At 71.1% G+C, this 23,697-nt stretch carries 21 protein-coding genes, 1 pseudogene and 1 riboswitch; of the genes and pseudogenes, 11 read left to right on the forward strand and 11 right to left on the reverse strand.

What is annotated here, in order from left to right; all coding sequences use genetic code 11:
* The 4 genes from I5G_RS25685 to I5G_RS02915 form a co-directional block, all read left to right on the forward strand.
* Window positions 1-825, forward strand: an 825-nt coding sequence (locus tag I5G_RS25685; RefSeq protein WP_022877710.1) for a hypothetical protein, incomplete at its 5' end; no start/stop codon positions are given.
* The gene (locus tag I5G_RS02905) at window positions 822-1,541 is read left to right on the forward strand and encodes an ABC transporter ATP-binding protein (protein WP_022877711.1); all 720 of its coding nucleotides are present in this window, start codon (window positions 822-824) and stop codon (window positions 1,539-1,541) included. The genes I5G_RS25685 and I5G_RS02905, both read left to right, overlap by 4 nt.
* A complete protein-coding gene (locus I5G_RS02910; RefSeq protein WP_022877712.1) occupies window positions 1,538-2,266 on the forward strand; it encodes a hypothetical protein in 729 nt (242 codons plus the stop codon). The genes I5G_RS02905 and I5G_RS02910 overlap by 4 nt, the downstream gene beginning before the upstream one ends.
* On the forward strand, window positions 2,263-3,024 hold the full coding sequence (locus I5G_RS02915) for a hypothetical protein (protein ID WP_026095604.1): 762 nt from the start codon (window positions 2,263-2,265) through the stop codon (window positions 3,022-3,024). Before I5G_RS02910 ends, I5G_RS02915 begins: the two co-directional genes overlap by 4 nt.
* A gap of 125 nt (window positions 3,025-3,149) precedes the next feature.
* Here I5G_RS02915 and I5G_RS02920 read toward each other — a convergent pair whose 3' ends face one another.
* Together I5G_RS02920 and I5G_RS02925 are read right to left on the reverse strand one after the other, a co-directional pair.
* Entirely contained in the window at window positions 3,150-3,992 is an 843-nt protein-coding gene (locus tag I5G_RS02920; RefSeq protein WP_022877714.1) for an endonuclease domain-containing protein, read from the reverse strand.
* Between the two features lie 261 nt (window positions 3,993-4,253).
* Entirely contained in the window at window positions 4,254-4,706 is a 453-nt protein-coding gene (locus tag I5G_RS02925; protein WP_022877715.1) for an N-acetyltransferase, read from the reverse strand.
* Between the two features lie 229 nt (window positions 4,707-4,935).
* On the opposite strand from I5G_RS02925, the gene I5G_RS02930 reads away from it, so the two are divergent.
* Window positions 4,936-7,155 (forward strand): NADP-dependent isocitrate dehydrogenase, encoded by a 2,220-nt coding sequence (locus tag I5G_RS02930; RefSeq protein ID WP_022877716.1) that lies wholly within the window; start codon window positions 4,936-4,938, stop codon window positions 7,153-7,155.
* A 364-nt stretch (window positions 7,156-7,519) separates the two neighbouring features.
* Here the strand turns inward: I5G_RS02930 and I5G_RS20280 are convergent, their stop codons facing one another.
* Window positions 7,520-8,920, reverse strand: a complete 1,401-nt coding sequence (locus tag I5G_RS20280) for a L,D-transpeptidase family protein (protein ID WP_022877717.1) — start codon at window positions 8,918-8,920, stop codon at window positions 7,520-7,522.
* 145 nt (window positions 8,921-9,065) lie between these two features.
* Entirely contained in the window at window positions 9,066-9,452 is a 387-nt protein-coding gene (locus I5G_RS02940; protein ID WP_022877718.1) for a YrdB family protein, read from the reverse strand.
* Window positions 9,453-9,546: 94 nt separating this feature from the next.
* Window positions 9,547-9,632: riboswitch (ZMP/ZTP riboswitch) on the forward strand.
* Between the two features lie 58 nt (window positions 9,633-9,690).
* On the opposite strand from I5G_RS02940, the gene glyA reads away from it, so the two are divergent.
* The 3 genes from glyA to I5G_RS20285 all read left to right on the forward strand — a co-directional run bounded on the left by glyA (window position 9,691) and on the right by I5G_RS20285 (window position 12,745).
* On the forward strand, window positions 9,691-10,965 hold the full coding sequence (gene glyA / locus I5G_RS02945; protein WP_022877719.1) for a serine hydroxymethyltransferase: 1,275 nt from the start codon (window positions 9,691-9,693) through the stop codon (window positions 10,963-10,965).
* A gap of 204 nt (window positions 10,966-11,169) precedes the next feature.
* Window positions 11,170-12,054 (forward strand): bifunctional methylenetetrahydrofolate dehydrogenase/methenyltetrahydrofolate cyclohydrolase, encoded by an 885-nt coding sequence (locus tag I5G_RS02950; RefSeq protein WP_022877720.1) that lies wholly within the window; start codon window positions 11,170-11,172, stop codon window positions 12,052-12,054.
* A 199-nt stretch (window positions 12,055-12,253) separates the two neighbouring features.
* Window positions 12,254-12,745, forward strand: a complete 492-nt coding sequence (locus I5G_RS20285) for a hypothetical protein (RefSeq protein WP_022877721.1) — start codon at window positions 12,254-12,256, stop codon at window positions 12,743-12,745.
* 50 nt (window positions 12,746-12,795) lie between these two features.
* On the opposite strand, the gene I5G_RS02960 is transcribed toward I5G_RS20285, so the two are convergent.
* The 6 genes from I5G_RS02960 to I5G_RS02985 all read right to left on the reverse strand — a co-directional run bounded on the left by I5G_RS02960 (window position 12,796) and on the right by I5G_RS02985 (window position 19,354).
* Entirely contained in the window at window positions 12,796-13,596 is an 801-nt protein-coding gene (locus I5G_RS02960; protein ID WP_022877722.1) for an HpcH/HpaI aldolase/citrate lyase family protein, read from the reverse strand.
* A complete protein-coding gene (locus I5G_RS02965; RefSeq protein WP_022877723.1) occupies window positions 13,581-14,366 on the reverse strand; it encodes a fumarylacetoacetate hydrolase family protein in 786 nt (261 codons plus the stop codon). Before I5G_RS02965 ends, I5G_RS02960 begins: the two co-directional genes overlap by 16 nt.
* Before the next feature lie 114 nt (window positions 14,367-14,480).
* The gene (gene hpaD / locus I5G_RS02970) at window positions 14,481-15,632 is read right to left on the reverse strand and encodes a 3,4-dihydroxyphenylacetate 2,3-dioxygenase (protein ID WP_022877724.1); all 1,152 of its coding nucleotides are present in this window, start codon (window positions 15,630-15,632) and stop codon (window positions 14,481-14,483) included.
* Between the two features lies 1 nt (window position 15,633).
* Window positions 15,634-17,130: a 5-carboxymethyl-2-hydroxymuconate semialdehyde dehydrogenase gene (gene hpaE / locus I5G_RS02975; protein ID WP_022877725.1), complete on the reverse strand. Its 1,497-nt coding sequence runs from the start codon at window positions 17,128-17,130 to the stop codon at window positions 15,634-15,636.
* 44 nt (window positions 17,131-17,174) lie between these two features.
* The gene (locus I5G_RS02980) at window positions 17,175-17,897 is read right to left on the reverse strand and encodes a GntR family transcriptional regulator (RefSeq protein ID WP_022877726.1); all 723 of its coding nucleotides are present in this window, start codon (window positions 17,895-17,897) and stop codon (window positions 17,175-17,177) included.
* Window positions 17,897-19,354, reverse strand: a complete 1,458-nt coding sequence (locus I5G_RS02985; RefSeq protein ID WP_022877727.1) for a fumarylacetoacetate hydrolase family protein — start codon at window positions 19,352-19,354, stop codon at window positions 17,897-17,899. The genes I5G_RS02980 and I5G_RS02985 overlap by 1 nt, the downstream gene beginning before the upstream one ends.
* Window positions 19,355-19,471: 117 nt before the next feature.
* Here I5G_RS02985 and I5G_RS02990 point away from each other — a divergent pair, with 117 nt between their 5' ends.
* Window positions 19,472-20,854: an MFS transporter gene (locus I5G_RS02990; RefSeq protein WP_022877728.1), complete on the forward strand. Its 1,383-nt coding sequence runs from the start codon at window positions 19,472-19,474 to the stop codon at window positions 20,852-20,854.
* A gap of 152 nt (window positions 20,855-21,006) precedes the next feature.
* Here I5G_RS02990 and I5G_RS02995 read toward each other — a convergent pair whose 3' ends face one another.
* Window positions 21,007-22,653 (reverse strand): thiamine pyrophosphate-binding protein, encoded by a 1,647-nt coding sequence (locus I5G_RS02995; RefSeq protein ID WP_022877729.1) that lies wholly within the window; start codon window positions 22,651-22,653, stop codon window positions 21,007-21,009.
* A 243-nt stretch (window positions 22,654-22,896) separates the two neighbouring features.
* Between I5G_RS02995 and I5G_RS20290 the strand changes: the two genes are divergently transcribed.
* Window positions 22,897-23,490, forward strand: coding sequence for a TetR/AcrR family transcriptional regulator (locus I5G_RS20290; protein WP_022877730.1), 594 nt, complete (start codon window positions 22,897-22,899; stop codon window positions 23,488-23,490).
* Window position 23,491: 1 nt separating this feature from the next.
* Window positions 23,492-23,697, forward strand: a pseudogene (locus tag I5G_RS03005) (zinc ribbon domain-containing protein); the annotation flags it as partial.

Genomic DNA, 23,697 nt, shown 5'->3' on the forward strand with positions numbered 1-23,697 from the left:
GACGGCTACATCGCGCTGATGAGCGCGCTGGACGAACCGAACCTGCGCGCACGGACGATGGCGGATGCCGCGGACGCACTGCGTCGCGGTCTGTTCGGCGGCGCGCCCGGGCCGCGGGCGCTCGCCCGGTGGTGGAGCGTCCCCTTCGGCATCCTGAGCGCCCTCGCGCCGATCGTGCTCGTCGTGGCCGCGATCGAACGGACCGTGCACGCGCTCGCGGGAACAGGACCGGTCGGTGCGCTCATCGTGCTCGCACTCCCGACGGCCGTCGCGATCGCGGTCGGGGTCGGTGTCATCCGATGGGTCGTCGCCGGCTGGTCGCGAGGACGCGGGCGGGTCCGGTTCGTGCTGATCGGCGTTGCCGTCGTCGCGACCGTGGTGGGCGCCGCCGCGGCGATCCCCGTGGACGACACCCGCACACTCGGCTTCACGTCCGCCGGCGACCGCATCGAGCTGGTCGTCCCCGTCGGCACGACGGACGACGCGGACCTCGCCGCCGACCTCCCGGTCGACCTGACGACGAGCGGCATCCTCGCCGACGCCGTCGTCGCCCGGGGCGTCGCCCGCCCCGCACCCCCGCGGACGCTCACCGCGCCGCTCACCGCGTTCTCGCCGGTCGATGTTCGTGGGCTCGGGGTGGAGGCCCGGGCGATCGGCGCCGTCGACGCACCCGTCGCGGCGCTCCCCGCGTCCGGCCGCGCCGTCGTCCACCTCGGTTCGCGTTCGCTGCTCGAAGCGGCGTGGTCGACGCACGTCGTCGACCCCGCGTCCGTCCTGCTCTCCTTCTTCGACCCCCCGACGTCCGACACGAAAGATCCCCGATGACCGACCACGCCCTCGAGGTGCGCCACCTCACCAAGACCTACGGCTCCCGCACCGCCGTCGACGACGTGTCGTTCGTGGTCCGTCGCGGCAGCATCGTGGGGCTCCTCGGCCCGAACGGAGCCGGAAAGTCCACCACGCTGCGGACGATCGTCGGGCTTTCAGCGCCGACCCGCGGCGAGGCCCTCATCGACGGGATGCCTTTCGCCCGTCTCGCGCAGCCGTCGGCGCACATCGGCGTGCAGATGGACGGCTTCGGCTTCGAGGTCGGCATCACCGCGCGCCGACACCTCGAGATCGCGCGCCTCGCCGTCGGCGCCCCGCGGCGCCGGGTCGACGAGGTCCTCGACGAAGTGGGACTCGCCGCCGACGCCCGTCGGCGCGTGAAGACTTTCTCGACGGGCATGGTGCAGCGGCTCGGCCTCGCCACGGCGCTCATCGGATCGCCCCGGACGCTCGTGCTCGACGAACCCTCGAACGGCCTCGACCCCGACGGCATCCGGTGGCTCCGCCGCCATCTGCGCGCGTTCGCGCAGGCCGGAGGCACCGTACTCGTCTCGAGCCACCAGCTCGCCGAGCTCGAGAACACCGTCGACGAGGTCGTGATCCTGAAGCAGTCGGTGCTGTACTCCGGAGCCTTGAGCGACCTCGTCCCAGGCGACGGCGGAGCCTCGCTCGAGGAACGCTACTTCGACCTCGTCGAGGGGCGCGACGCGTGATCGGCGTGATCCGCTCCGAGCTCCTTCGTGCGCGCAGCGGCGCGAACACGCTCGCGGTCCTCCTGCTCGGTGCGTTCGTCCCCGTGATCGTCCTCACCAGTGACGACACCCTCGGACGGATGACGTCGATGGATGCCACCACCGCGACGCAACTCCTCCTCGCACCGCTCGCGTGGTCGTTCGTCGTGGCTGCGTTCGCCGGCTCCTTCGGGGTGACCCGCGAGTTCTACTACGGCTCGATGGGCCGCACGCTCGCGCAGATCGGCTTCCGGCGCGCGTTCCTGGGCAAGGGGATCGCGGCGATCGGGGTCGCGGTGGTCCTCACGGCGGGGATCGCCGCGGTGTGGTGCGGCGTCGCTGCCATCGTCCTGGGCGTGAACGGCCTGGCGTTCGCCCCGAGCCTCGGTGCGGTGCGGACCGTCCTCGGGGCACTGCCCGGTGCCGTGCTCGGCGCGCTCCTCGGTGCCGCGGTCGGATGGATCGTCGGCAACTACTACGCCGCGGCGGCCGTCGTCCTGGCGGGACCGATCGCGTTCGAGATGGCGTTCCTGGGGTCTGCGCCCGAGGTCGCCCGCTTCTCGCCGGGGCTGACGCTCGCGGCCCTCGCGTCGCCGAGCGACCACCCGGTTCTCCTCGAAACGTGGGCCGGTCTCGCCGTGGGGCTGGGCTGGACGCTCGTCCTGACCGCCGCGGCGTGGGTCGTCGGACGTCGGCGGTTCCGATGAGCGGCTCCGCGGCACTGCCGCTCGGGCTCGGGCGCGCTCTGCGCGCGCAGGCCCGTGCAGCGATCGGCGATCTGCCCCTGGCGGGGGTCTGCGTCGCGGCGCTCGTGCTGTCCGCCTCGATCGGCGCCAGCATGCCGGGCGACGTGGCCGCTGCGCCCGACGAGGCGAAGGCCGCGATCGCGGCGCCGCTGTCGACGGTCCTTGCGGTGTACGCCGCGGTGATGGCGGCGATCTACGGCTCGTTCCGGTACACGATCGACCGACGCGGGGGAGTCGTCGCCCAACGCGCGACCCTCCAGCCGCGGAGGTGGGCCCTCGCCGCGCGGATCCCCTTCACCGCGCTCGGCGGTGCGCTCGTCGGGATGGCGGCTCTGCTCGGCGGCCGTGCGGCCGTCGCGGCGACCCTGGGCCTGCACGGTCTCGAACCCGCGGACGTCGGCGCCGCGGCGATCGTCGGCGCGGCCGCAGCCGTGTGGGGGTTGAGCGTGGGGCTGCTGGTGCAGGCGCACCTGCCGTCGCTGTTCGTCGCCCCGCTGTCCCTCAGCGCGGCGCTCCTGGTCGCCGCACCGTGGCCCGCGGTCGCGGCGTGGTTCCCTTTACCGACGCTCCTGCGTGCCGCCGACCTCGACCTCGCCCCGCTCGGGATCACCGCCGCCGTCGGCCCGGAACCGGCCGCAGCCGTGGCCCTGGCCGCAGCCTGGATCGTCGCCGTCCTCACCGCCGGCGCAACCTCGTTCCTCCGCCGCGACCTCCGCTGACCCCGCCCCGCGCGCGCTCGCGGGAGCCGCGGCGCGAAGTTCGCAGAATCCCGCGGAACTCGCAGGATTCGACGCCGATTCTGCGAACTTCGTGGGATTCTGCGAGTTTCGTCGCGGCGCGGGCGTTACAGGTGCAGCCCTGCCGCCACGGCGCGCGCGATCGTCCGCTCGACGCTCGGCCAGTCGTGGACGATGTGCGCGTACGAGAACCGGAAGACGGTGTAGCCACGCAGCCGTAGTTCGGCGTCGTGAGCGATGTCGGCGCTGCGCTGCGCCGAGGAGGAGTGAAATTCCCACCCGTCCACCTGCACCACCAACCGCTCTCCGATGAGGTGGTCGACCGGCCGCCCCGCGATCACGACCTGTTGGCGCACGCGCAGACCCATCCCGCGGATCCGCGTCGTGAAATACGTCTCCAGCCCCGAATCGGAGAGTCCGCCGACATCCTCGGCGAGTTCGCGAGCGGCGGGCCCCGGCCACGCCACACGGCGGAGCGCCGCAGGATCCAGCCGCTCGGTCCGTGCAGCGGCCTCCCAGATCACGAGCGCGTCCTCACGACCGACGCAGAGCGCGATGTGGGCGAGCGAATCCTCCACCGACTCGAGCAGGCTGTCTCTTCCCGTCGGTGCGATCGGGTTCGTCCAGTGCACGCGGCCCGAGAACCCCTGTGGCAGCCCGGTCGCCGCAGACCCGGGGGTGCGGTGCAGGTGGACTGCCGGCGGGATACCTCCCGGCATCCACCATCCGCGCACGCGGGCCGCGGAGACGCAGGCGACTCTCGCGCCCGCGCGCGCGGCCGTGACGAGGGGCTCCGGTGGGGTACCCGCCACGATCCAGTGGCGGCGGACGATCTCCACGCCCCCACCGCGCGCCGCTCTCCGCACCGCGTCCACGGAGTACCCCGCATCCGCTGCGGCGCGACGGGCGACGATTCCGCCTCGGCCGATGACCCATTCCCGAAGATCCACGCCCCGAGTGTGTCCGGCCGTCACTCCACGCGGTGTGGGCTCACACGCGAGGTGGGGACAACTGCGCGAAGTCGCCCGGGTGTGGAGGAACGATGGCGACCCCACGGTGTTCGCAGGATCCCACGTTCTTCGCAGGATCCCACGTTCTTCGCAGGATTCCGCCTGGATTCTGCGAGGAACGCGGGATTCTGCGAGTTTCGCGCCGCGCCGCACCGCCGCGCCGCGCCGCGCCGCGCCGCCGCGCTGCGCTGCCCAGCCGGGTCAGACGCGCACGCGCGCCACGGTCTCGCCGTACTCCGTCTCGCCGACCGGCTCGAAACCCGCGCGGAGGAAGAACGCCTCGGGGCCGCCGACGCCGGGTTCGTAGATGACGTCGACGTGGTCCATGCCGCGACTCCGCGCCTCTTCGAGCAGCTGACCCAGGGCGAAACGGCCGACGCCGCGCCCCTGGTCGTCGGCGTCGACGTTGATCCGCCACAGCACCGACCGGAAGTGCTCCTCGTGCGCTTCGGGGTCGAAGTTCGCGCTCACGAAGCCGACGACCTCGTCGCCGTCCAGCACGACGCGTTGCCACGAGGTCTGGGGATCCATCACCGTGGCGGCGATGCCGTAGCTCACCGGAGCGAGGAACTGCTCCTGCCCGGGCTTCAGGGACAGGTTGTTCACCGCCACGATGGTGGAGGCGGAGAGTTCGACGAGACGAAGGTCGGCCATGCGCCCAGGCTATCCGCCCCGCTGATCCGCGCAACATTCCGGATGCCATCGCTCTGGCATCCACTCGATAAACGCGATCCACGGCGCGAAACGCGACGAGCCGCCGTTTCCCGGCGCGGATCGCGTTCATCGGGCAGGGGAGGGCGCGAACTATCTCGACATCAAGAGACTTTGCGCCGGTGCGATAGGCTGAAGCGCAACCCTGGCCGCCTCTACGGAGAGATTCGACGTGCCCGATTCCACCATCATCTACACGTACACCGACGAGGCGCCGGCGCTTGCTACGGCGTCTTTCCTGCCCATCGTGCAGGCCGTCACGACGCAGGCGGGAGTCGATGTCGAGACCCGCGACATCTCGCTCGCCGGCCGCATCCTCGCCGCCTTCCCGCAGCGCCTCACGCCCGAGCAGCACGTGGGCGACGCCCTCGCCGAGCTGGGCGGTCTCGCCACGCTCCCCGAGGCCAACATCATCAAGCTGCCGAACATCTCGGCATCCATCCCGCAGCTCAAGGCCGCGATCGCCGAGCTGCAGGCCCAGGGCTACGACATCCCCGACTACCCCGACGACGCGTCGAGCGTCGAAGACAAGGACGTGCGGGCGCGCTACGACCGCATCAAGGGCTCCGCAGTCAACCCGGTGCTGCGCGAGGGCAACAGCGACCGCCGCGCCCCGCTCGCGGTGAAGAACTACGCGAAGAAGCACCCGCACCGCAACAAGCCCTTCGTCGAAGGCTCGAAGACCCGCGTCGCGACCATGGGCCACGACGACTTCAAGAGCAACGAGAAGTCCTGGGTCGCCGCCCACGACGACGTGCTCACGATCCGTCACACCGCCGAAGACGGCACGGTCACGGTCCTGAAGGACAACCTGAAGGTCCTCCCGCGCGAGATCGTGGATGCCACGTTCCTCTCGGCCGCGGCCCTCGACGCGTTCCTCGCCGAGACGGTCGCCCAGGCCAAGGCGGACGACGTGCTCTTCTCGGTGCACCTCAAGGCCACCATGATGAAGGTCAGCGACCCGATCATCTTCGGCCACGTCGTGAAGGCGTACTTCGCCGACGTGTTCGCGCAGTACGGCGACAAGATCGCCGCGGCGGGTCTGAACCCGAACAACGGCCTCGGCGGCATCCTGTCGGGCCTCGGCTCGGTCGAGGGCGGCGACGAGATCGCCGCGGCGTTCGAGAAGGCCGTCGACGCCGCCGCGCGCGTGTCGTACGTGAACTCCGACAAGGGCATCACGAACCTGCACGTCCCCTCCGACGTGATCGTGGATGCCTCGATGCCCGCGCTCATCCGCAACGGCGGCAAGCTGTGGGGCGCCGACGGGGGAGAGGACGACACGCTCGCCGTGATCCCCGACTCCTCGTACGCCGGTGTGTACCAGGCCGTGATCGACGACGTGATCGCCAACGGTCCACTGAACCCGGCCACGATCGGCACCGTCCCGAACGTGGGCCTCATGGCCCAGGCCGCCGAGGAGTACGGCAGCCACGACAAGACGTTCGAGATCGCCGCCGCCGGCCGCGTCGAGGTCGTCGACGGCGACGGCAATGTCGTCATCGAGCACGACGTCCAGCCCGGTGACATCTGGCGCGCGACGCAGACGAAGTACGTCGCGATCGTCGACTGGGTGGCCCTCGCCGTCCGTCGTGCCCGCGCCACGAACGTCCCGGCCGTGTTCTGGCTCGACGTCAACCGCGCGCACGACGCCCAGATCATCGCCAAGGTCTACCAGGCCCTCGCCACGATCGACACGCACGGCCTCGAGCTGCTGATCCTCCCGCCGGCCGAGGCCACGCGCTACACGCTCGCGCGCCTCCGCCACGGCCTCGACACCATCTCGGTGACCGGCAACGTCCTGCGCGACTACCTCACCGACCTGTTCCCGATCCTCGAGGTCGGCACGAGCGCCAAGATGCTCTCGATCGTGCCGCTGCTCGCCGGCGGTGGACTGTTCGAGACCGGTGCGGGCGGCTCCGCGCCGAAGCACGTGCAGCAGCTCCTCGAGGAGAACTACCTGCGCTGGGACTCGCTCGGTGAGTTCTTCGCCCTCGCCGCCTCGCTCGAGCACTACGCCGGCTTCACCGGCAACGCCCGCGCGCAGGTGCTCGCCGACACCCTGGATGCCGCGACCGGCACGTTCCTCGAGAACGACAAGTCGCCCGGCCGTGCGCTCGGCACGATCGACAACCGCGGCAGCCACTTCTACCTCGCCCTGTACTGGGCGCAGGAGCTGGCGAAGCAGACGACGGATGCCGACCTCGCTGCGGTCTTCGCGCCGGTGGCCGAGGCCCTCGCCGCGAACGAGGCCACCATCGTCGAGGAGCTCCTCGCCGTGCAGGGCCACCCGGCCGACATCGGCGGCTACTACCGTCCCGACACCGCGCTGGTCGAGAAGGTCATGCGTCCTTCCGCGACGCTGAACGGGATCATCGACGCCCTGCGCTGATCACCCGAACCCGAGAGGGGCGGATGCCACTGGCATCCGCCCCTCTTCCGTTCCTGACCCTGCGGCATCCCGCGCGGCCGACCGCCGGGACCCTGCGCGGTACACAACGAAGGAGTTGTGCCGGCCGGCGCGCGTTTTTCCGGCCGTGCGGAGCCGCGGGACGGGAATTCTCCTTCGTTGTGTCCGCGCGGCAGCCCGTCCCCGGTGGGCGGCGCACGTTGCGCGGGCACAACTCCGGCGCAACCGGTCGCGTTCCGCCGCCCGGGGGTGCGAGCACCCGGCTGCGCAGGAGTTGTGCGCGGCGGCGCCCCGCGCACAAAAAGGGGCCGGATGCCGTGGCATCCGACCCCTCACGCGAAGCGGCTCAGTAGTGGACCGACACCTCGGTGCCGCGGTAGGCCCAGTCGTAGACCTCCTTGGCCGCGGCGATCGTCATGTTGATGCAGCCGTGGCTCATCGGCGTGCCGAAGTTGTTGTGCCAGTACGTGCCGTGGAAGCCCTCGTCGCCGTTGAAGTACGACACCCAGGGGACGTCCTTGGTGCAGTAGTCGTAGCCGGGGACGCAGCCCATGTCCTGCATCTCGGTCTTCCAGCCGATGCGGAAGTTGCCGGTGTGGGTGGCGTGCTCACCCGCGCCGGACGAGATCGTGTAGGTGCGGTACACCTGACCGTTCTGGTACAGCGTCGTCGTCTGCGTGCTGAGGTTGACGTCGATGTGGCGCTCGGTCTTGGTCGTCTGGAACGGCGTCTCGGCCACGGTGAGAGCGAACTTGCCGTTGGCCTGGGCCAGCTGCGCGGCGAAGGCGGCGGCGATGCCCGAGGTGTCGCCCAGCGAGCGCCCGGTCTGCCCCTCGGTGAGGGTCTTGATGACCTCTCCGCCCGTGTCGACGATCACGTCCGCGTTGACCGCGCCGCGGTCGACCTGGCCCGCGAGCCCGTCGACGACCTTCTGGATGCCGGCCTGATCGGCGGTGATCGGGAAGTCGCCCTTGCCGTCGGAGGTGACGGTGAGCCACGACGCGGCGGTCGCTCGATCGACGGGCACGGTGCGCTCGTCGCCGATGTAGAACCCGACGGTGTCCAGGACGCCGTTGAGGGCCGACACGGCCGCGTCGGCCTTCTCGGTCGTCACAGCGGCGTCGACGGAGACGAGGCTCGCCTGGACCGTGGTCGTTGGGGTGCCGGCGTCGAACGCGGACTGCAGAGCCGCGGTCACGGCGGCGATGTCGATCCCCTCGCCCGCCTGGGCCGGGGTCGACACGTACTTCTGCGACGCCGAATCGAACGCGACGGTGGCGTCGACCGGGGCGCGGTAGGTGCCCGGCGCGCGCTCGCGGAGCACGGCAGCCGCGGCTGACGGGTCGACCTGGATCTGGACGCCGGTTCCGGCGGGGAACCACGACGCCGGCTTCCACATGGGGTTGTCGGCGAAGGCCTTCTCGGCGATCGCGGTGGCGTCCACGGTGGCGCCGAGATCGGCGCCGCTGACGGTGACCTCGCCGGCGGGACTCTCCACGGTCACCTCGGTGTTCGCGAGGTGCGCCGAGATCGCCTGCGCCGCGGCTCCGGCGGTGAGGCCGCCGATCTGCACACCGGCGACAGACGCGCCCGGGGCGATGAGCACGAGCGATGCCGCGATCAGCGCGACCGCGGTCGCGCCCGCGGGGATGCCGATCCAGAGTCCCGAGCGGTTCTTCCGCTTCGTGGGCTCGGCAGGAGCCCAGGCGTAGGTGACGCCGTCGGTGCCGTTCGCGCCGTCGGTCATGAGTGAACCCCCCGAGAAATCAGTCTTCTCATGCTAAGGGGGCACTCTCCGGCGCAGCCGTGAGGTTTGTCACGTTCTGATTACACCGACGGCGATCCGCCCGGAAAGCGCTGACCGCGCCCCGCGAGAGCAGTTCTTCGGGGACTCAGCCCAGGCGTCGACGGCCGTTCAGCGCGCCGAACGTCACCGCGACGATCGCGAAGATCAGCCCGATCCAGGCCTGTCCCATGCTCCACCACGCGATGGTCGCCGCCGCGTACACGAACAGCTCGACGATCGCGCGGACGAACGGGTGCACCGCGAGCACCGCGCGCGGCGAGACGAACAACGCCCACACGAGCAGCGCCAGCAGGGGCGCGCCGATGCCGGCGACGATGTTCCATGGGAACGGCCAACCGGTGAAGCCCCAGATCGCGAGCGTCACGAACGCGACGACACCGCACAGCACGCTGCCGATCTCGACCGCGGTCGGGCGCGGGCGCATGCCGGGGGCGAGGGGCGCCTGCGCGCTGACGTGGGGAGTGTCGGTCACCCCGCCATTTTACGCGGGCGGGGGAGGCCGGCATCCGGGATACCTCACGGGCGAGGCGTTCTCCCGGGCGCGTCGCGGGGGAAACCGGGTAGGGTGAGGGCGTCGCGACTGGCGTTGAGGTGGGGAACCACCGGGGAGCGACCGCTTGACGGTATTCGACCGCACGCCTGGGTCGGTGCGGTAACTCCGCGGACTCGCCCGAGCCTGCGGCATCCGGAACCATCGTCAAGGAGATCGCATGACCGATCCGTACTTCAACGCCCCGCTCTCGGAGGTCGACCCCGAGATCGCCCAGGTGCTCGAGCGCGAGCTCGACCGCCAGCGCGGCTATCTCGAGATGATCGCATCCGAGAACTTCGTCCCGGTCTCGGTGCTGCAGTCGCAGGGGTCGGTGCTGACCAACAAGTACGCCGAGGGCTACCCGGGTCGCCGCTACTACGGCGGCTGCGAAGAGGTCGACGTCGCCGAGGAGCTCGCGATCGAGCGCGCGAAGGCGCTGTTCGGTGCGGGATTCGCCAACGTCCAGCCGCACTCGGGCGCCTCCGCGAACGCCGCCGTGCTGCACGCCATCGCGCGCCCCGGCGACACGCTGCTCGGCCTCGCCCTCGACCAGGGCGGCCACCTGACCCACGGCATGAAGATCAACTTCTCGGGCCGCCTGTACGACATCGTCGCGTACGGCGTCGACCCCGAGACCTCGATCATCGACATGGACGAGGTACGTCGCCTGGCGCTCGAGCACAAGCCGAAGGTCATCATCGCGGGCTGGTCGGCGTACCCCCGCCAGCTCGACTTCGAAGCCTTCCGCGCGATCGCCGACGAGGTCGGCGCGTACCTGTGGGTCGACATGGCGCACTTCGCCGGTCTCGTCGCCGCGGGCGTCCACCCGAGCCCGATCCCGCACGCGCACGTCGTGTCCACGACGGTGCACAAGACGATCGGCGGCCCCCGCTCGGGCCTCATCCTCACCAACGACGCCGACCTCGCCAAGAAGATCAACACCGCGGTCTTCCCCGGTCAGCAGGGCGGTCCGCTCATGCACGTCATCGCCGCAAAGGCGACGGCGTTCAAGCTCGCGAAGACGCCCGAGTTCAAGGAGCGCCAGGAGCGCACCCTCCGCGGCGCGTCGATCCTCGCGGACCGTCTCACCCAGGACGACGTGAAGGCGGCGGGCATCGCGGTCCGTTCGGGCGGCACCGACGTGCACCTCGTGCTCGTGGACCTCCGCGAGGCCGAGATCGACGGCAAGCAGGCCGAAGACCTCCTGCACGAGATCCACATCACGGTCAACCGCAACGCCGTCCCCAACGACCCGCGTCCGCCGATGGTCACGTCGGGTCTGCGCATCGGCACCCCGGCCCTCGCGACGCGCGGCTTCGGCGACGCGGAGTTCACCGAGGTCGCCGACATCATCGCGCTCGCGCTGATTCCCGGCGCCGACATCGAGGCGCTGCGCACCCGCGTCGCCGCGCTCACGGCGGCGTTCCCGCTGTACCCCGGCCTGCAGCAGTGACCCTCGCCGGGTCCGGCGTCGCGCGTTCCGCGGCGCCGGGCCCTGGCATCCGGTGTTCCAGGACCGAGCGCCCCGGCGGAGCCAGCGCACTGCTCGCATAAACGCTCTGGCTCAGCGCAAACGCCCGGACGCGGCGTTTCCGTCGACCCCGAGCGTTTATGGCGCGAGCACCCACCCACGCAATCTCAGAGGAAGAGGGATGCCATGACGGCGACGATTCTCGACGGCAAGGCCGCTGCCGCGGCGATCAAGGCGGAGCTCGCCGAGCGGGTCGCCGCGCTGCGCGAGCACGGGATCGTCCCGGGCATCGCCACCGTGCTGGTCGGCGCGGACCCCGCGTCGCAGCTGTACGTGGGCATGAAGCACAAGCAGTCCGAGGCGATCGGCATGAACTCGATCCAGGTCGAGCTGCCCGCCGAATCGACGCAGGAGGAGGTCGAGGCGGTCATCGACGGCCTCAACGCCGATCCGTCGTGCCACGGCTACATCGTGCAGCTGCCGCTGCCGAAGCACCTCGACACCGACGCGATCCTCGAGCGCATCGATCCGGCGAAGGATGCCGACGGCCTCCACCCCACGAACCTCGGGCGTCTCGTGCTCAACGTCAACGCGCCCATCACGACGCCGCTGCCGTGCACGCCGCGCGGCGTCATCGAGCTGCTCCTCCGCAACGACTACGACCTGAAGGGCAAGGAGGTCGTGGTCGTCGGCCGCGGTGTCACGATCGGCCGCTCCATCGGGCTGTTGCTCACCCGCCGCGAGATCAACGCCACCGTGACCCTCACGCACACCGGCACCGTCGACCTGGCGAAGCACCTCCGCGAGGCCGACGTGATCGTCGCCGCCGCGGGCGTGAAGCACATCGTGCGCGCCGCGGACGTCAAGCCGGGCGCCGCGGTGCTCGACGTCGGCGTCACGCGCGAGGTCGACCCCGAGACGGGCAAGAACCGCGTCTACGGCGACGTGCACCCCGACGTGGCCGAGGTCGCCGGTTTCCTCTCGCCCAACCCGGGCGGCGTCGGCCCCATGACGGTGGCGCTGCTCATGACCAACGTCGTCGAGGCCGCGGAGCGCGCCGCCGGCCTGTGAAGCGGCGCGGCGGCGTCCCGCGCTCCGGAGAGTCGGGACTCTCGGGACGCCGGGTCCCCGCCCGCAACGGCAAGGACCGGATTCCTCCGGAGCCCGGCACGACCACGGACGGTGAACCGCCGACCCACGCCGCCTGAACAGACGAAGCGCGGCGCGCAACGGGGAGGCGGAGACCCGAGAGACGTGTCAGAGTTTGTTCATGACTGAGTCCGTGCTGAACGACCTCCTCCGCCGCGTCACCGACAGCGGCCTGCTCGACGAGCCGACGATCGACGAGGACACCGTCGTGGGTCTCGCCCACCTGGATGCCGCGGGCGTCGAGGTCGAGGTCGACCTCGACCCCGAGCTCGAGGACGTCGACGACCCCGACGTCGACGCGATCGTGGCGTCGCTGTCCGACATCCTGTCGGTCAGCGAGGACCGCTGGCGCGCGATCGTCGACGAGGTCGCGACCGAGATAGAGGACGCCCTCGAGGACGACGAGATCGACAGCGAGATCGACCTGCGCACCGACCTCGAGGCCGTGGGCGTGGGGGTCTTCGCCGACGCGATCATCGTGGTGTTCGCCGGCGCGACGTCGTTCCCCGACGCGCTCGTTCACGTCCAGCTCACGCCCGAGCTCGAGGTCGAGGACATCGAGATCGTCAGCGACGACGACGATGAGGACGACGAGGACGACGACGAGGACTGATGCGTGACGAAGGGGGCCGGACGTCATCGTCCGGCCCCCTTCGCGTGCGGTCAGTAGCTTCCGCGCGGAGTCTGGGACGGGCGGACGAACCGCGCGGCCAGGGCCTCGGACGCGCGCGCCAGCAGGGCGACGTCGGCTCCGACCGCGACGAAGTCCGCGCCCGCCTCCAGATACGCCTCGGCGACGGCGGGGTCGAACGCGTTCACCCCGACCGGGATGCCGGCGGCGTGGGCCGCGGCGAAGACGCGGTGCACGGCGGCGACGACATCCGGGTGCGACTGCTGTCCCAGCAGGCCGAGGGACGCCGACAGGTCTGCGGGGCCGACGAAGATGGCATCCACCCCCTCGACGGCCGCGATCTCGCCCGCGGCCTCGACGCCGGCCACGGTCTCGATCTGCACCGTCACCGAAACGTGCTCGGCGGCGCCGGCGAGGTAGCCGTCGACGCGGTTCCAGCGGGCGCTGCGGGCCAGGGCGCTGCCGACGCCGCGGATCCCGGCGGGCGGATAGCGCGTCGCGGCGACGGCGGCACGGGCTTCCTCGGCCGAGCCGACCATCGGGACGATGATGTTCTGCGCGCCGATGTCGAGCACCTGCTTGATGAGCACCGGGTCGTTCCACGGCACCCGGACCACCGGTGTCACCGGGTATGCGGCCGCCGTCTGGAGCTGCGCCAGCACCGACTCGAGCGACAGCGCGCTGTGCTCCATGTCGACCAGCAGCCAGTCCAGCCCCGACCCCGCGGCGATCTCGGTCGCGACCGTGCTCCCCGCGCACACCCACATCCCGGCGAGCGGACGATCGGATGCCGCGAGGGCGGCGCGGAAGGTGGGGGTCAGACGAAGCGACACGTGAGGGTTCCCATCGGTCCGAAGTCGCACGACACGTCGTCGCCGCGCGACACCCACAGGGGGCGCGTGAACGATCCTGCCAGGATGATCTCACCGGCCTCGAGGCGCGCGCCATGCTGCGCGAACTTGTTCGCGAGCCACGCGACGCCGGTCGCCGGGTGGCCGAGGACGCCCGCGGCGACCCCGGTCTCCTCGATCTCGCCGTTGCGGCTGAGGACGCCCGGCACCCACCGCAGGTCGATCTCGTCGGGGCGCTTGTGCACGTCGCCGAGCACCATCGCGCCGTAGGCGGCGTTGTCGCTGATCGTGTCGACGATCGTGCGCCCCTCCAGCTCGATGTGCGAGTTGAGCACCTCGAGCGCGGGGACGGCGTAGTCGATCGCGGCGAGGGCGTCGTCGAGCGTGCAGTCGGGGCCCTCGAGCGGCGCCTTCAGCACGAATGCGAGCTCGACCTCGACGCGCACGTTCGAGAAGTGGTCCACCGGGATCTCGTCGCCGGAGCGGTACACGGTGTCGTCGAACATGACGCCGTAGTCGGGTTCGGTGATCCCCGTCGCCTGCTGCATCGCCCTCGACGTCAGGCCGATCTTCCGCCCGACGAGCGTGCGGCCCGCGGCGAGCTGCGTATCGCGCCAGCGGCCCTGGATCGCATAGGAGTCCTCGACCGTGGCATCCGGGTACCGCGCGGTGATCCGCGGGATCACCGCGTGGGTGCGATCGGCCTCCGCGAGCTCGGCGGCGATGGCGTCGATCTGTTCGTCGGTGAGCATGGGTTCCTTCCGAAGCGTCGCGTCGGGCGCGTTGCCGGTGGGGCGTGTCCCACTTTGTGCCGTTTCGGGGCTCGCGTGCTGCACAAAGTGGGACATGCCTGGGTGGGAGGGGAGTTACAGCTGGTTGCCGAGCTTGAACTCGGGACCGGATGCCGCCGGCTCGGGGGCGCGCCTGTACGAGAAGCCGTCGGCGCCGATCGTCACGGCCATCTCGCTCGAGTCCGTGCGGGCGCGGACCGGCTGCGGGATGCCGTCGAGGTCGAGCACGAGCGAACCGTCGGTGTACCAGGACGGGACGACCGGGTTGCCCCACCAGTCGCGGCGCTGGTTGTCGTGCACGTCCCACGTGATGACGGGGTTGTCGGGGTCGCCGGTGTAGTAGTCCTGCGTGTACACCTCGACGCGGTGCCCGTCGGGGTCGCGCAGGTACAGGTAGAACGCGTTCGAGACGCCGTGCCGGCCGGGTCCGCGCTCGATGGCATCCGATCGGCGGAGGGCGCCGAGCTTGTCGCAGATCGCCAGGATGTTGTGCTTCTCGTGCGTAGCGAAGCACACGTGGTGCATGCGCGGGCCGTCGCCGCCGGTCATCGCGGTGTCGTGCACGGTGGGCTTGCGGCGCATCCACGCGGCGTACACCGTGCCCTCCTCGTCCTGGATGTCCTCGGTGACGCGGAAGCCCAGCGCCTGCATGAAGCTCACCGCGCGGGGGACGTCGGGCGTGATCTGGTTGAAGTGGTCGAGGCGCACGAGCTCGCCGGGGGAGTGCAGGTCGTAGCGCCACGACAGGCGCTCCTGGTGCTCGGTGTCGAAGAAGAACTCGTACGGGAAGCCGAGCGGGTCGACGACGCGCACCGAGTCCCCGATGCCCTTCGTGAAGCCGTTCGGCTCGCGGCGGACGTCGCAGCCGAGCTCGGTGTAGAACGCGACCGCCTTGTCGAGGTCTTCCGCCGACCGGACGCGGTACGAGAACGCGGCCACCGCGGCGATCGGCCCCCGCCGCAGGACGAGGTTGTGGTGGATGAACTCCTCCGTCGAGCGGAGGTAGATCGCCTCGTCGTCCTCCTCCGTCACGTGCAGCCCGAGCACGTCGACGTAGAACTCGCGGGATGCCGCGAGGTCGGTGACGACGAGCTCCATGTACGCGCAGCGGAGGATGTCGGGCGCGGGGGAGGTGGGCGCCGGAATCGGATTCTCGGCCCGGATCGGCGCCTCCTGCGACACGAAGAACCCCGAGGAGGTGCGGGTCATCTGGCTGCGGTCGGTCATCTCAGGCTCCCTTGCCGAAGGTGGGGTTGTGGGCGGGACCGAGCGTGATGTGCACGGCCTGCTGGTCGGTGTAGAAGTCGATCGAGCGGTATCCGCCCTCGTGGCCGAGGCCGGAGGCCTTCACGCCGCCGAACGGCGTGCGGAGGTCGCGGACGTTGTTGCTGTTCAGCCACACCATGCCGGCCTCGACGTTCTGCGCGAACAGGTGCGCGCGCTTCAGATCGTTGGTCCAGACGTAGGCGGCGAGGCCGTACTTCGTGTTGTTCGCGAGCGCCAGGGCCTCCTCGTCGGTGTCGAACGGCGTGATGGCGACGACGGGGCCGAAGATCTCTTCCTGGAAGATGCGGGCGTCGGGCGCGACGTCGGCGAACACCGTGGGCCGGACGAAGTTGCCCTCCGGGAAGTCGTCGGGGCGGCCGCCGCCGGCGACGAGGCGCCCCTCGGTCTTGCCGAGTTCGACGTACGACATCACCTTCGCGTAGTGCTCGGGGTGCACGAGCGCCCCGACCTCGGTCGCGGGGTCGTCGGGGTATCCGACCTTCACCCGGTCGGCCTGCGCGGCGTACCGCCCGACGAACTCGTCGTAGATATCCCGCTGCACGAGGATGCGGCTGCCGGCGGTGCAGCGCTCGCCGTTGAGCGAGAACACGCCGAAGATGGTCGCGTCGATGGCGGCATCCAGATCGGCGTCCGCGAAGACGATCGCCGGGCTCTTGCCGCCGAGTTCCATCGACAGGCCCTTCAGGAAGGGCGCGGCGTTGGCGAAGATGAGCTGACCGGTCGAGCTCTCGCCGGTGAACGAGATGAGCGGCACGTCGGGGTGCTTCACGAGCGCGTCGCCGGCGTCCTCGCCGAGACCGTTGACGAGGTTGAAGACGCCCTCCGGCAGCCCCGCCTCCTCGAAGATCCCGGCCCACAGCGACGCCGACAGCGGCGTGAACTCGGCGGGCTTGAGCACGACGGTGTTGCCGGTGGCCAGCGCCGGGGCGAGCTTCCACGACTCGAGCATGAACGGCGTGTTCCACGGCGTGATGAGCCCGGCGACGCCGATCGGCTTGCGGTTGACGTAGTTGAGCTGGCGTCCCGGCACCTTGAAGGCGTCGTCGGTCTGCGCGACGATCAGGTCGGCGAAGAACCGGAAGTTCTCGGCCGCGCGGCGGGCCTGTCCGAGGGCCTGCGTGATCGGCAGGCCCGAGTCGAAGGACTCCAGATCCGCCAGCCGCGCGTCGCGCGACTCGACGAGGTCGGCGATGCGGTGCAGCACGCGCGAGCGTTCGCGGGGCAGCATCCGCGGCCACGGGCCCTCGGTGAACGCCGCGCGGGCGGCGGCGACGGCGGCGTCGATGTCGGCCTTCTTGCCGGCCGCGGCGCGGACGTAGGTCTCGTTCGTCACGGGGTCGAGCACGTCGAACTCGTCGCCGTCGATCGAGTCGACGAACGCGCCGCCGATGTAGTGCTGGATGCGCGCGGGCAGGTCTGCCGGGGTGCGGCGGGTCATGGGTGCTCCTTCGATGGAGGGGAGGGATGCCGGTGGCATCCGGTTCAGAAAGCCGGAAGGCCGAGCGACTCGTCGGGGTGCTCGTGGATGAGGTACGCGTCGAGGGTCGCGGAGCGATGCCGACGGGCCGTCTTCTCGATCTCGGCGAGCGGGGCGCCGTTCTCGATGAGGACGAGGATGTTCTCGTGCTCGCGCACCGATTCGGCTGCGCGACCGGGCACGAAGCTGAAGGTGGAGTCGCGCAGGTGCCCCAGGCGCGCCCACTCCGCGCGGACGAGGTCGAGCATGCGCGGATTCGCGCACTTCTCGAACAGGGTCGCGTGGAACTCCTGGTTCAGCGCGGTGAACGCCCGCGGGTCGAAGTGGTCGAGGGTCTCGACCATCAGTTCGTTGATGCGCCGCGCGTGGCGGACGTCCTCGGTCGTGAGGGCGCGCGCCGACAGGGCGGTGGCCGCGCCCTCGAGGATGCTCAGCGACTGCATGCTGAACCGGTACTGCGAGTCGTCCACCATCGACACCCGCGCGCCGACGTTGCGTTCGAACGTCACGAGCCCCTCGGCCTCGAGCTGGCGGATCGCCTCGCGCACCGGCACGACGCTCATGTCGAGGTCGCCGGCGATCGTGCCGAGCACCAGCCGATAGCCGGGGGTGAACTCCTGCGCCGCGATGCGCTCCTTGATCCAGTGGTACGCCTGCTGCGACTTGCTCTGCGCGCTCGCCGGGGGCGCGCTCGCCGGGGTCGGGGCGGCGGGGGTCGTGGCATCCATCAGGCGTTCCTCTCGGCCTCGTAGCGGGCGCGCCAGGCGGCGTTCATCGGGAAGAGGCCGTCGACGGGATGACCGGATGCCACCTGGCGGGCGATCCACGCGTCCTCTTCTTCTTGCGCGAGGGCGGCGTCGACGACCTCCTCGGCGAGGGCCGGCGGGATCACGATGACGCCGTCGCCGTCGCCGACGAGGATGTCGCCCGGCTCGACGGTCGTGCCGCCGCAGCCGACCGCGACGTCGGTCTCCCACGGCACGTGCCGGCGGCCGAGCACGGCGGGGTGCGCACCCGCGGAGAACACGGGGATACCGACGGCCGCGACGGCCTCGGCATCCCGGACCCCGCCGTCGGTGACGATCGCCGCGGCGCCGCGGGCGTGCGCGCGGATCGCGAGGATGTCGCCGAGCGTGCCGGACCCGGTCTCGCCGCGCGCCTCGATGACGATGACCTCGCCCGCGCCGACGGCGTCGAACGCGCGCTTCTGCGCGTTGTAGCCGCCGCCGCGCGCGGCGAACAGGTCTTCGCGGTGGGGGAGGAAGCGGAGCGTCCGCGCGGTGCCGACGAAGCGGCTGCCGGGGGTGAGCGCGTGCACGCCGTCGATCGTGACGTCGTCGAGCCCGCGCTTGCGCAACTGTGCGCTGAGGCCCGCGACCGGCACGCGTTCCAGCTTCGCGCGGAGTTCGGGCGTGAGGGCGGGGGTCGGCGCCAGGCCCGCCGCCTCGGCCGAGCCCCACGCTTCGAGCCGCTGCGTGTCATCGACCGCGGGGAGGGAGCCGAGGGCCGCGTCGAAGGGTCGCGTGCCCTGGGTCACGGTCGTGCGGAGCCGGCCGGTCGACTGCGTCCCGGCATCCACCTGCACCTCGACGACGTCGCCCGGCACGACCACCGACGACCCCGCGGGCGTGCCCGTGAGGATCACGTCGCCGGTCTCGAGGGTGAAGTGCTGCGACAGGTCGGCGACGATCTGCGCGAGGGGGAAGAGGAGGCCCGCGGTGGAGTCGTCCTGCACCAGCTCGCCGTTGACCCAGGTCCGCAGGCGCACCGCGGCCGGGTCGATCGAGCGCGCGTCCAGGAGGGCGGGGCCGAGGGGCGTGTACCCGTCGCCGCCCTTCGATCGCACGTTGGAACCCTTGTCGTTCGCGCGCAGGTCGTAGAGCCCGAAGTCGTTCGCGGCGGTGAGGGATGCCACGTGGTTCCACGCGGTATCCGGGGCCACCCACCGCGCGGGTTCGCCGATGACCAGGGCGATCTCGCCCTCGAAGGCGAGGAGTTCGGTGCCGGAGGGGCGCTCGATCGCCGCGTCCGAGGGGGCGAGGGAGCTCGACGGCTTGAAGAAGTACGAGGGGGCGACGGGCCGGCGGCCGCGCTGGTCGGCGCGCGAGGCGTACGAGAGGTGGACCGCGACGATCTTTCCCGGCCGGGCGCCGAGGACGGCGAAGCGGGGGTCGGTGGTGGTCATGAAGCTCCCTTGCGTCGTATTCGAAATCGTATATGATCCAGAAACGCTCCCGCAACTCGCACCGTCGGCGTCGACGGCGAGGCGGCGAGCCGACGACGACGTCACGAAGGAGTCACCATGTCTCGCCCCTCATCCCCGGGCTTCACGCCCACCGGCACGATCTCGACGACCGGCGACCGGCGCCGTGTCGTCTTCGCCACCGTGGTCGGCACCACCGTCGAGTGGTACGACTTCTTCCTCTACGCCTCGGCCGCGGGGCTGGTGTTCGGTCAGCTTTTCTTCGCCCCCGCGGGTCCGGGCATCGCGCAGATCCTGTCGTTCCTGACGGTGGGCCTGAGCTTCCTGTTCCGCCCGCTCGGTGCGTTCCTCGCCGGTCATCTCGGCGACAAGTACGGGCGCCGGGTCGTACTCATGCTGACGCTGATCCTCATGGGGGCGTCGACCACGCTGATCGGCGTGCTGCCCACCTACGACGTGATCGGGGTCGCGGCGCCCGTGCTCCTGATCCTCCTGCGTGTGCTGCAGGGCATCTCGGCGGGCGGCGAGTGGGGCGGTGCGGTGCTCATGGCCGTCGAGCACGCCCCCAAGACCAAGCGCAGCCTCTTCGGTGCCTCGCCGCAGCTCGGCGTCCCGCTCGGGCTGCTGCTCGCGAGCGGCATGCTCGCGCTCATGGCGTTGATCGCTCCCGGCGATGCGTTCCTCGCGTGGGGCTGGCGCGTGCCGTTCCTGCTGTCGTTCGTGCTGATCCTCGTCGGCTACTACGTGCGCAAGAAGGTCGAGGAGAGCCCCGTGTTCCTCGAGCTCGCCGAGCGGAAGGAGAAGACCCGGATGCCGATCGTGCAGCTGTTCCGCAAGCACGCGCTGCTCGTGCTCGTCGCCGCGCTCGTGTTCGCCGGCAACAACGCCGTCGGCTACATGACCACGGGTGGGTACATCCAGCGCTACGCGACCAACCCGAACGGTCCGATCGGTCTCGCGACCGCCGACGTCCTCGGCGCGGTGACCCTCTCGGCGGTGTCGTGGCTGGTGTTCACGTGGCTCGGCGGGTGGATCGGCGACAAGATCGGCCGCCGCAACACGTACCTGCTGGGGTGGGCCGCCCAGCTCGTCGGCGTCTTCCTGCTGTTCCCGCTCGTGAACACCGGCAGCATCGGTCTGCTGACCCTCGCGCTCGTCGTCCTGACCGTCGGTCTCGGCCTCACGTACGGTCCGCAGGCGGCGCTGTACGCCGAGCTGTTCCCGGCATCCATCCGCTTCTCCGGGGTCTCGATCTCGTACGCGATCGGGGCGATCCTGGGCGGGGCGTTCGCCCCCACGATCGCGGAGGCGCTCGTCAAGGCCACCGGCACCACGATGTCGGTCACCTGGTACCTCGCGGGGATGACGGTGGTCGGCCTGATCGCGACGCTCGTGCTGCGGGATCGCAGTGGCATCCCGCTGGGTCCCGACCACGAGGCGGAGCAGGAGCAGAGCCCGATCCGCGGCCTCGCGAAGGTCTGAGTCCGCGTCACCGGCCCCACCGCGCGTGCGCGGCGGGGCCCTTCCGTCGTGCGCGGCGACCCTCGTCCCACTCGTGGCAGACCATGTCCCACAAAGTGCTGCTCAGCGGGCGGCGCGGCAGCAATAAGTGGGACGAGGGTCATGAGGCGCGGTCACTGCGCGGCGATCTCCTCCCAGAACGGCGCCACGACCGCCGCGCTCACCCGCAGGTCCAGGAGGAGGAACGGCCGTTCCTCGGCATCGCGACCGGACCAGGATGCCAGGGCCTCGAGGTCGCCGGCATCCCGCACCACCACGCCCTCGGCGCCGAGACCGCGCGCGACGGCGGCGAAGTCGACCTCGGGGATGAGCATGGGGTCGGGGTGCAGCCCCTTCTTGCCGTAGTTGAGGACCTCGGCTCCGTACTGCGCGTCGTTCCACACGACGGCGACGCCGCGGCCGCGCGCGACGCGGATCGCCGTCTCCAGGTCGGCGATCGCCATGAGGCCGCCGCCGTCGCCCGTGGTCAGCACGATCGTGGACTCCGGCCGGGCGACGGCGGCTCCGGGCACGCTGGGGAAGCCCAGGCCGATCGACTGGTACGCGGTGCCGACCATGAGGTTGCGGTCGGGGGAGGCCACGGGCCAGTACATGTTCGACCAGCCGAGGAAATGTCCGCCGTCCGACACCACGACGCGATCCTCGGGCAGGAGCTCGGCGATGCGCGCCGCCGCGGTGCGGGGGTCGAGTCGTCCGTCCGGTCCGACGCCCTCGCCCGGCGCCTGCCGACGGGCGGCCTCGAGATCGAGCCCGGAACCCCACGTCGAGGGCATCGAGCCGCGAACGCGCAGGCGTCGCACGATCTCTCCGGCCACCTCGGCCGCGTCACCGCGGACGTAGCCGCCGACGTGCGGGTGGGTCGCGGTGGGGGAGAGGTCGACCTGGAACACCCGCGTGCCCGGCGCGAACAGGTCGCCGAACCTCATCGTGAACTGGTTGAGCCGAGCGCCGAAGACGACGGCGACATCGGCATCGCGCACGAGCCGCATCGCGCCCGGAGCACCGAAACCGCCGGCGACACCGAGGTCGCGCTCGCCGTCGGGGAACAGCCCGCGGCCGAGCGCCGTGCTGGTCGTGAGGGCGCCGGTCAGGGCCGCGAGTTCCCCCAGCGCGGGTCCGGCTCCGGCGAGCCAGGCTCCGCGCCCGCCGAGCAGCACCGGACGTTCGGCGGTCGCCAGGGCATCGACGATCGTGTCGATCACGCCGTCCGCGTAGGGACCGAGGGGCGGGTGCTCCGGCGTGATCCGCGGGGCCGCGGCATCCGTCACCGGTCCCGCCTCCCGCGTCGCGACGTCGTATGGGATGCCGAGGACCACCGGCAGACGGTACGTGAGGGCGTGCTCGATCGCGATGACGACCGTCGCGGCGGCGTCGCGATGCCCGACGGTGTACGTGCGGGCTCCGACTCCGGCCGCGAGCGCGATCTGGTCGACGCCCCACGGTCGCGGGCCCGAGGTGGGCTCGTCGCCGACGATGAGGACGAGCGGGGTCCGCGCCTGCACGGCTTCGGCGAGGGCGGTGAGGGTGTTCGTGAACCCGGCGCCGTAGGTGGCGGTGGCCGCGGCGAGGCGCCCGCTCGCGCGGTAGTGCGCGTCGGCGGCGACGACCCCGGCCGCTTCGTGCCGGACGGCGACGAAGCCGGACGCCGTGTCGCGGCCGAGGGCGTCGAGGAAGTACGCGTTGCCGTTGCCCATGACGCCGAAGACGGTGTCGATGTGGCGGGCGAGGGTGTGCGCGACGTGCGCGGAGACGGTGGGCATGGCGAAGAGAGCCTTTCGAGACGGACGGAATGGATGCCGTATGTGTCTCGCGCTCGTCGTGCGCTACGTGCCCCTTTTTCGAGCAGCGACGCACGACCCCGTGCGCCTGACGGGATCGAGTATAGGCGGCGTCTCCCTCCCGCGGAGGTGGGGCGAACGGCCACGGGTGAACCGACGGGTGACGGCGAGAGACCCGCGCTGTATTATCAAGCGATAACACCGCCTCCCCCGGAAGAATCGCGGATGCCGATCCCCCGACGACCCCCCGCGCGCGATGCCGAGTTGCTCGCGGCGTCCGTTCGCGCGTTCGCCGCCCGGGGCTACTTCGGCACCTCGACGGCGCAGGTCGCCGCCGAGATGGGGGTGTCGCAGCCCTACGTGATCCGCACGTTCGGTTCCAAGCTCGAGCTGTTCGTGCGCACGCACGCGTTCGCCGCCGCCGAGATCGTCGAGGCGTTCGGTGCGGCGGTGGCCGACGGCTTCGACGGTGACCGGCTGGGCGCCGCCTATCGGCAGCTGGTGCTGTCGAACCCCGCAGCCCTGTTGGTGTGGGCTCACGCCTTCTCGGCGGCGACCGCCGAGCCGGCGATCGGGGCGGAGTCCCGGCGGCAGTTCGACGACGTCTACCGGACCCTGCGCGCCACCGGCGCCTCCGACGCCGAGCTGTGGGCGTTCATGGGTCGCGGAATGCTCATCAACAACCTGCTTCTCATGCAGGCTCCGCGCTTCGCGGACGACTACGACTTCGCGCCGCTCGTCGACCTCGTGTTCGGCGGTCGACCCGAGGCATCCTCCCCCTCCGGCGTCTCCCGCGCCCCGGCCCCCCATCAGGAGTGACATGAGCGATCTCGTCCCGTTCACCGACAACTTCACCGATCTGTCGAACACCGACGGCTACCAGTTCGAGTTCCGCTGCGAACGCTGCGGCAACGGTTATCGGTCGGCCTTCCCGCGCGACCCGCGGGCCCGCGGTCAGCGTCTCGCGCGTGGGATCGGCAACCTCTTCGGCGGGCAGCTGTCGCAGTTCACGTCGATGGCGGACCG

This window comes from Microbacterium sp. B19 (genome assembly GCF_000333395.1).
In the GTDB taxonomy this organism is placed as follows: domain Bacteria; phylum Actinomycetota; class Actinomycetes; order Actinomycetales; family Microbacteriaceae; genus Microbacterium.

Coding starts and splice junctions, on each gene's coding strand:
- I5G_RS02925 (WP_022877715.1), bottom strand. CDS start 4,706: ATGGCCGACCTTCGTCTCGTCGAACTCTCCGCCTCCACCATCGTGGCG.
- hpaD (WP_022877724.1), bottom strand. CDS start 15,632: ATGACCGACCGCAGCCAGATGACCCGCACCTCCTCGGGGTTCTTCGTG.
- I5G_RS02995 (WP_022877729.1), bottom strand. CDS start 22,653: ATGCCCACCGTCTCCGCGCACGTCGCGCACACCCTCGCCCGCCACATC.
- I5G_RS02915 (WP_026095604.1), top strand. CDS start 2,263: ATGAGCGGCTCCGCGGCACTGCCGCTCGGGCTCGGGCGCGCTCTGCGC.
- I5G_RS02905 (WP_022877711.1), top strand. CDS start 822: ATGACCGACCACGCCCTCGAGGTGCGCCACCTCACCAAGACCTACGGC.
- glyA (WP_022877719.1), top strand. CDS start 9,691: ATGACCGATCCGTACTTCAACGCCCCGCTCTCGGAGGTCGACCCCGAG.
- I5G_RS02965 (WP_022877723.1), bottom strand. CDS start 14,366: ATGCTCACCGACGAACAGATCGACGCCATCGCCGCCGAGCTCGCGGAG.
- I5G_RS20285 (WP_022877721.1), top strand. CDS start 12,254: ATGACTGAGTCCGTGCTGAACGACCTCCTCCGCCGCGTCACCGACAGC.
- I5G_RS02950 (WP_022877720.1), top strand. CDS start 11,170: ATGACGGCGACGATTCTCGACGGCAAGGCCGCTGCCGCGGCGATCAAG.
- I5G_RS02990 (WP_022877728.1), top strand. CDS start 19,472: ATGTCTCGCCCCTCATCCCCGGGCTTCACGCCCACCGGCACGATCTCG.
- I5G_RS20280 (WP_022877717.1), bottom strand. CDS start 8,920: ATGACCGACGGCGCGAACGGCACCGACGGCGTCACCTACGCCTGGGCT.
- hpaE (WP_022877725.1), bottom strand. CDS start 17,130: ATGACCCGCCGCACCCCGGCAGACCTGCCCGCGCGCATCCAGCACTAC.
- I5G_RS02980 (WP_022877726.1), bottom strand. CDS start 17,897: ATGGATGCCACGACCCCCGCCGCCCCGACCCCGGCGAGCGCGCCCCCG.
- I5G_RS20290 (WP_022877730.1), top strand. CDS start 22,897: ATGCCGATCCCCCGACGACCCCCCGCGCGCGATGCCGAGTTGCTCGCG.
- I5G_RS02985 (WP_022877727.1), bottom strand. CDS start 19,354: ATGACCACCACCGACCCCCGCTTCGCCGTCCTCGGCGCCCGGCCGGGA.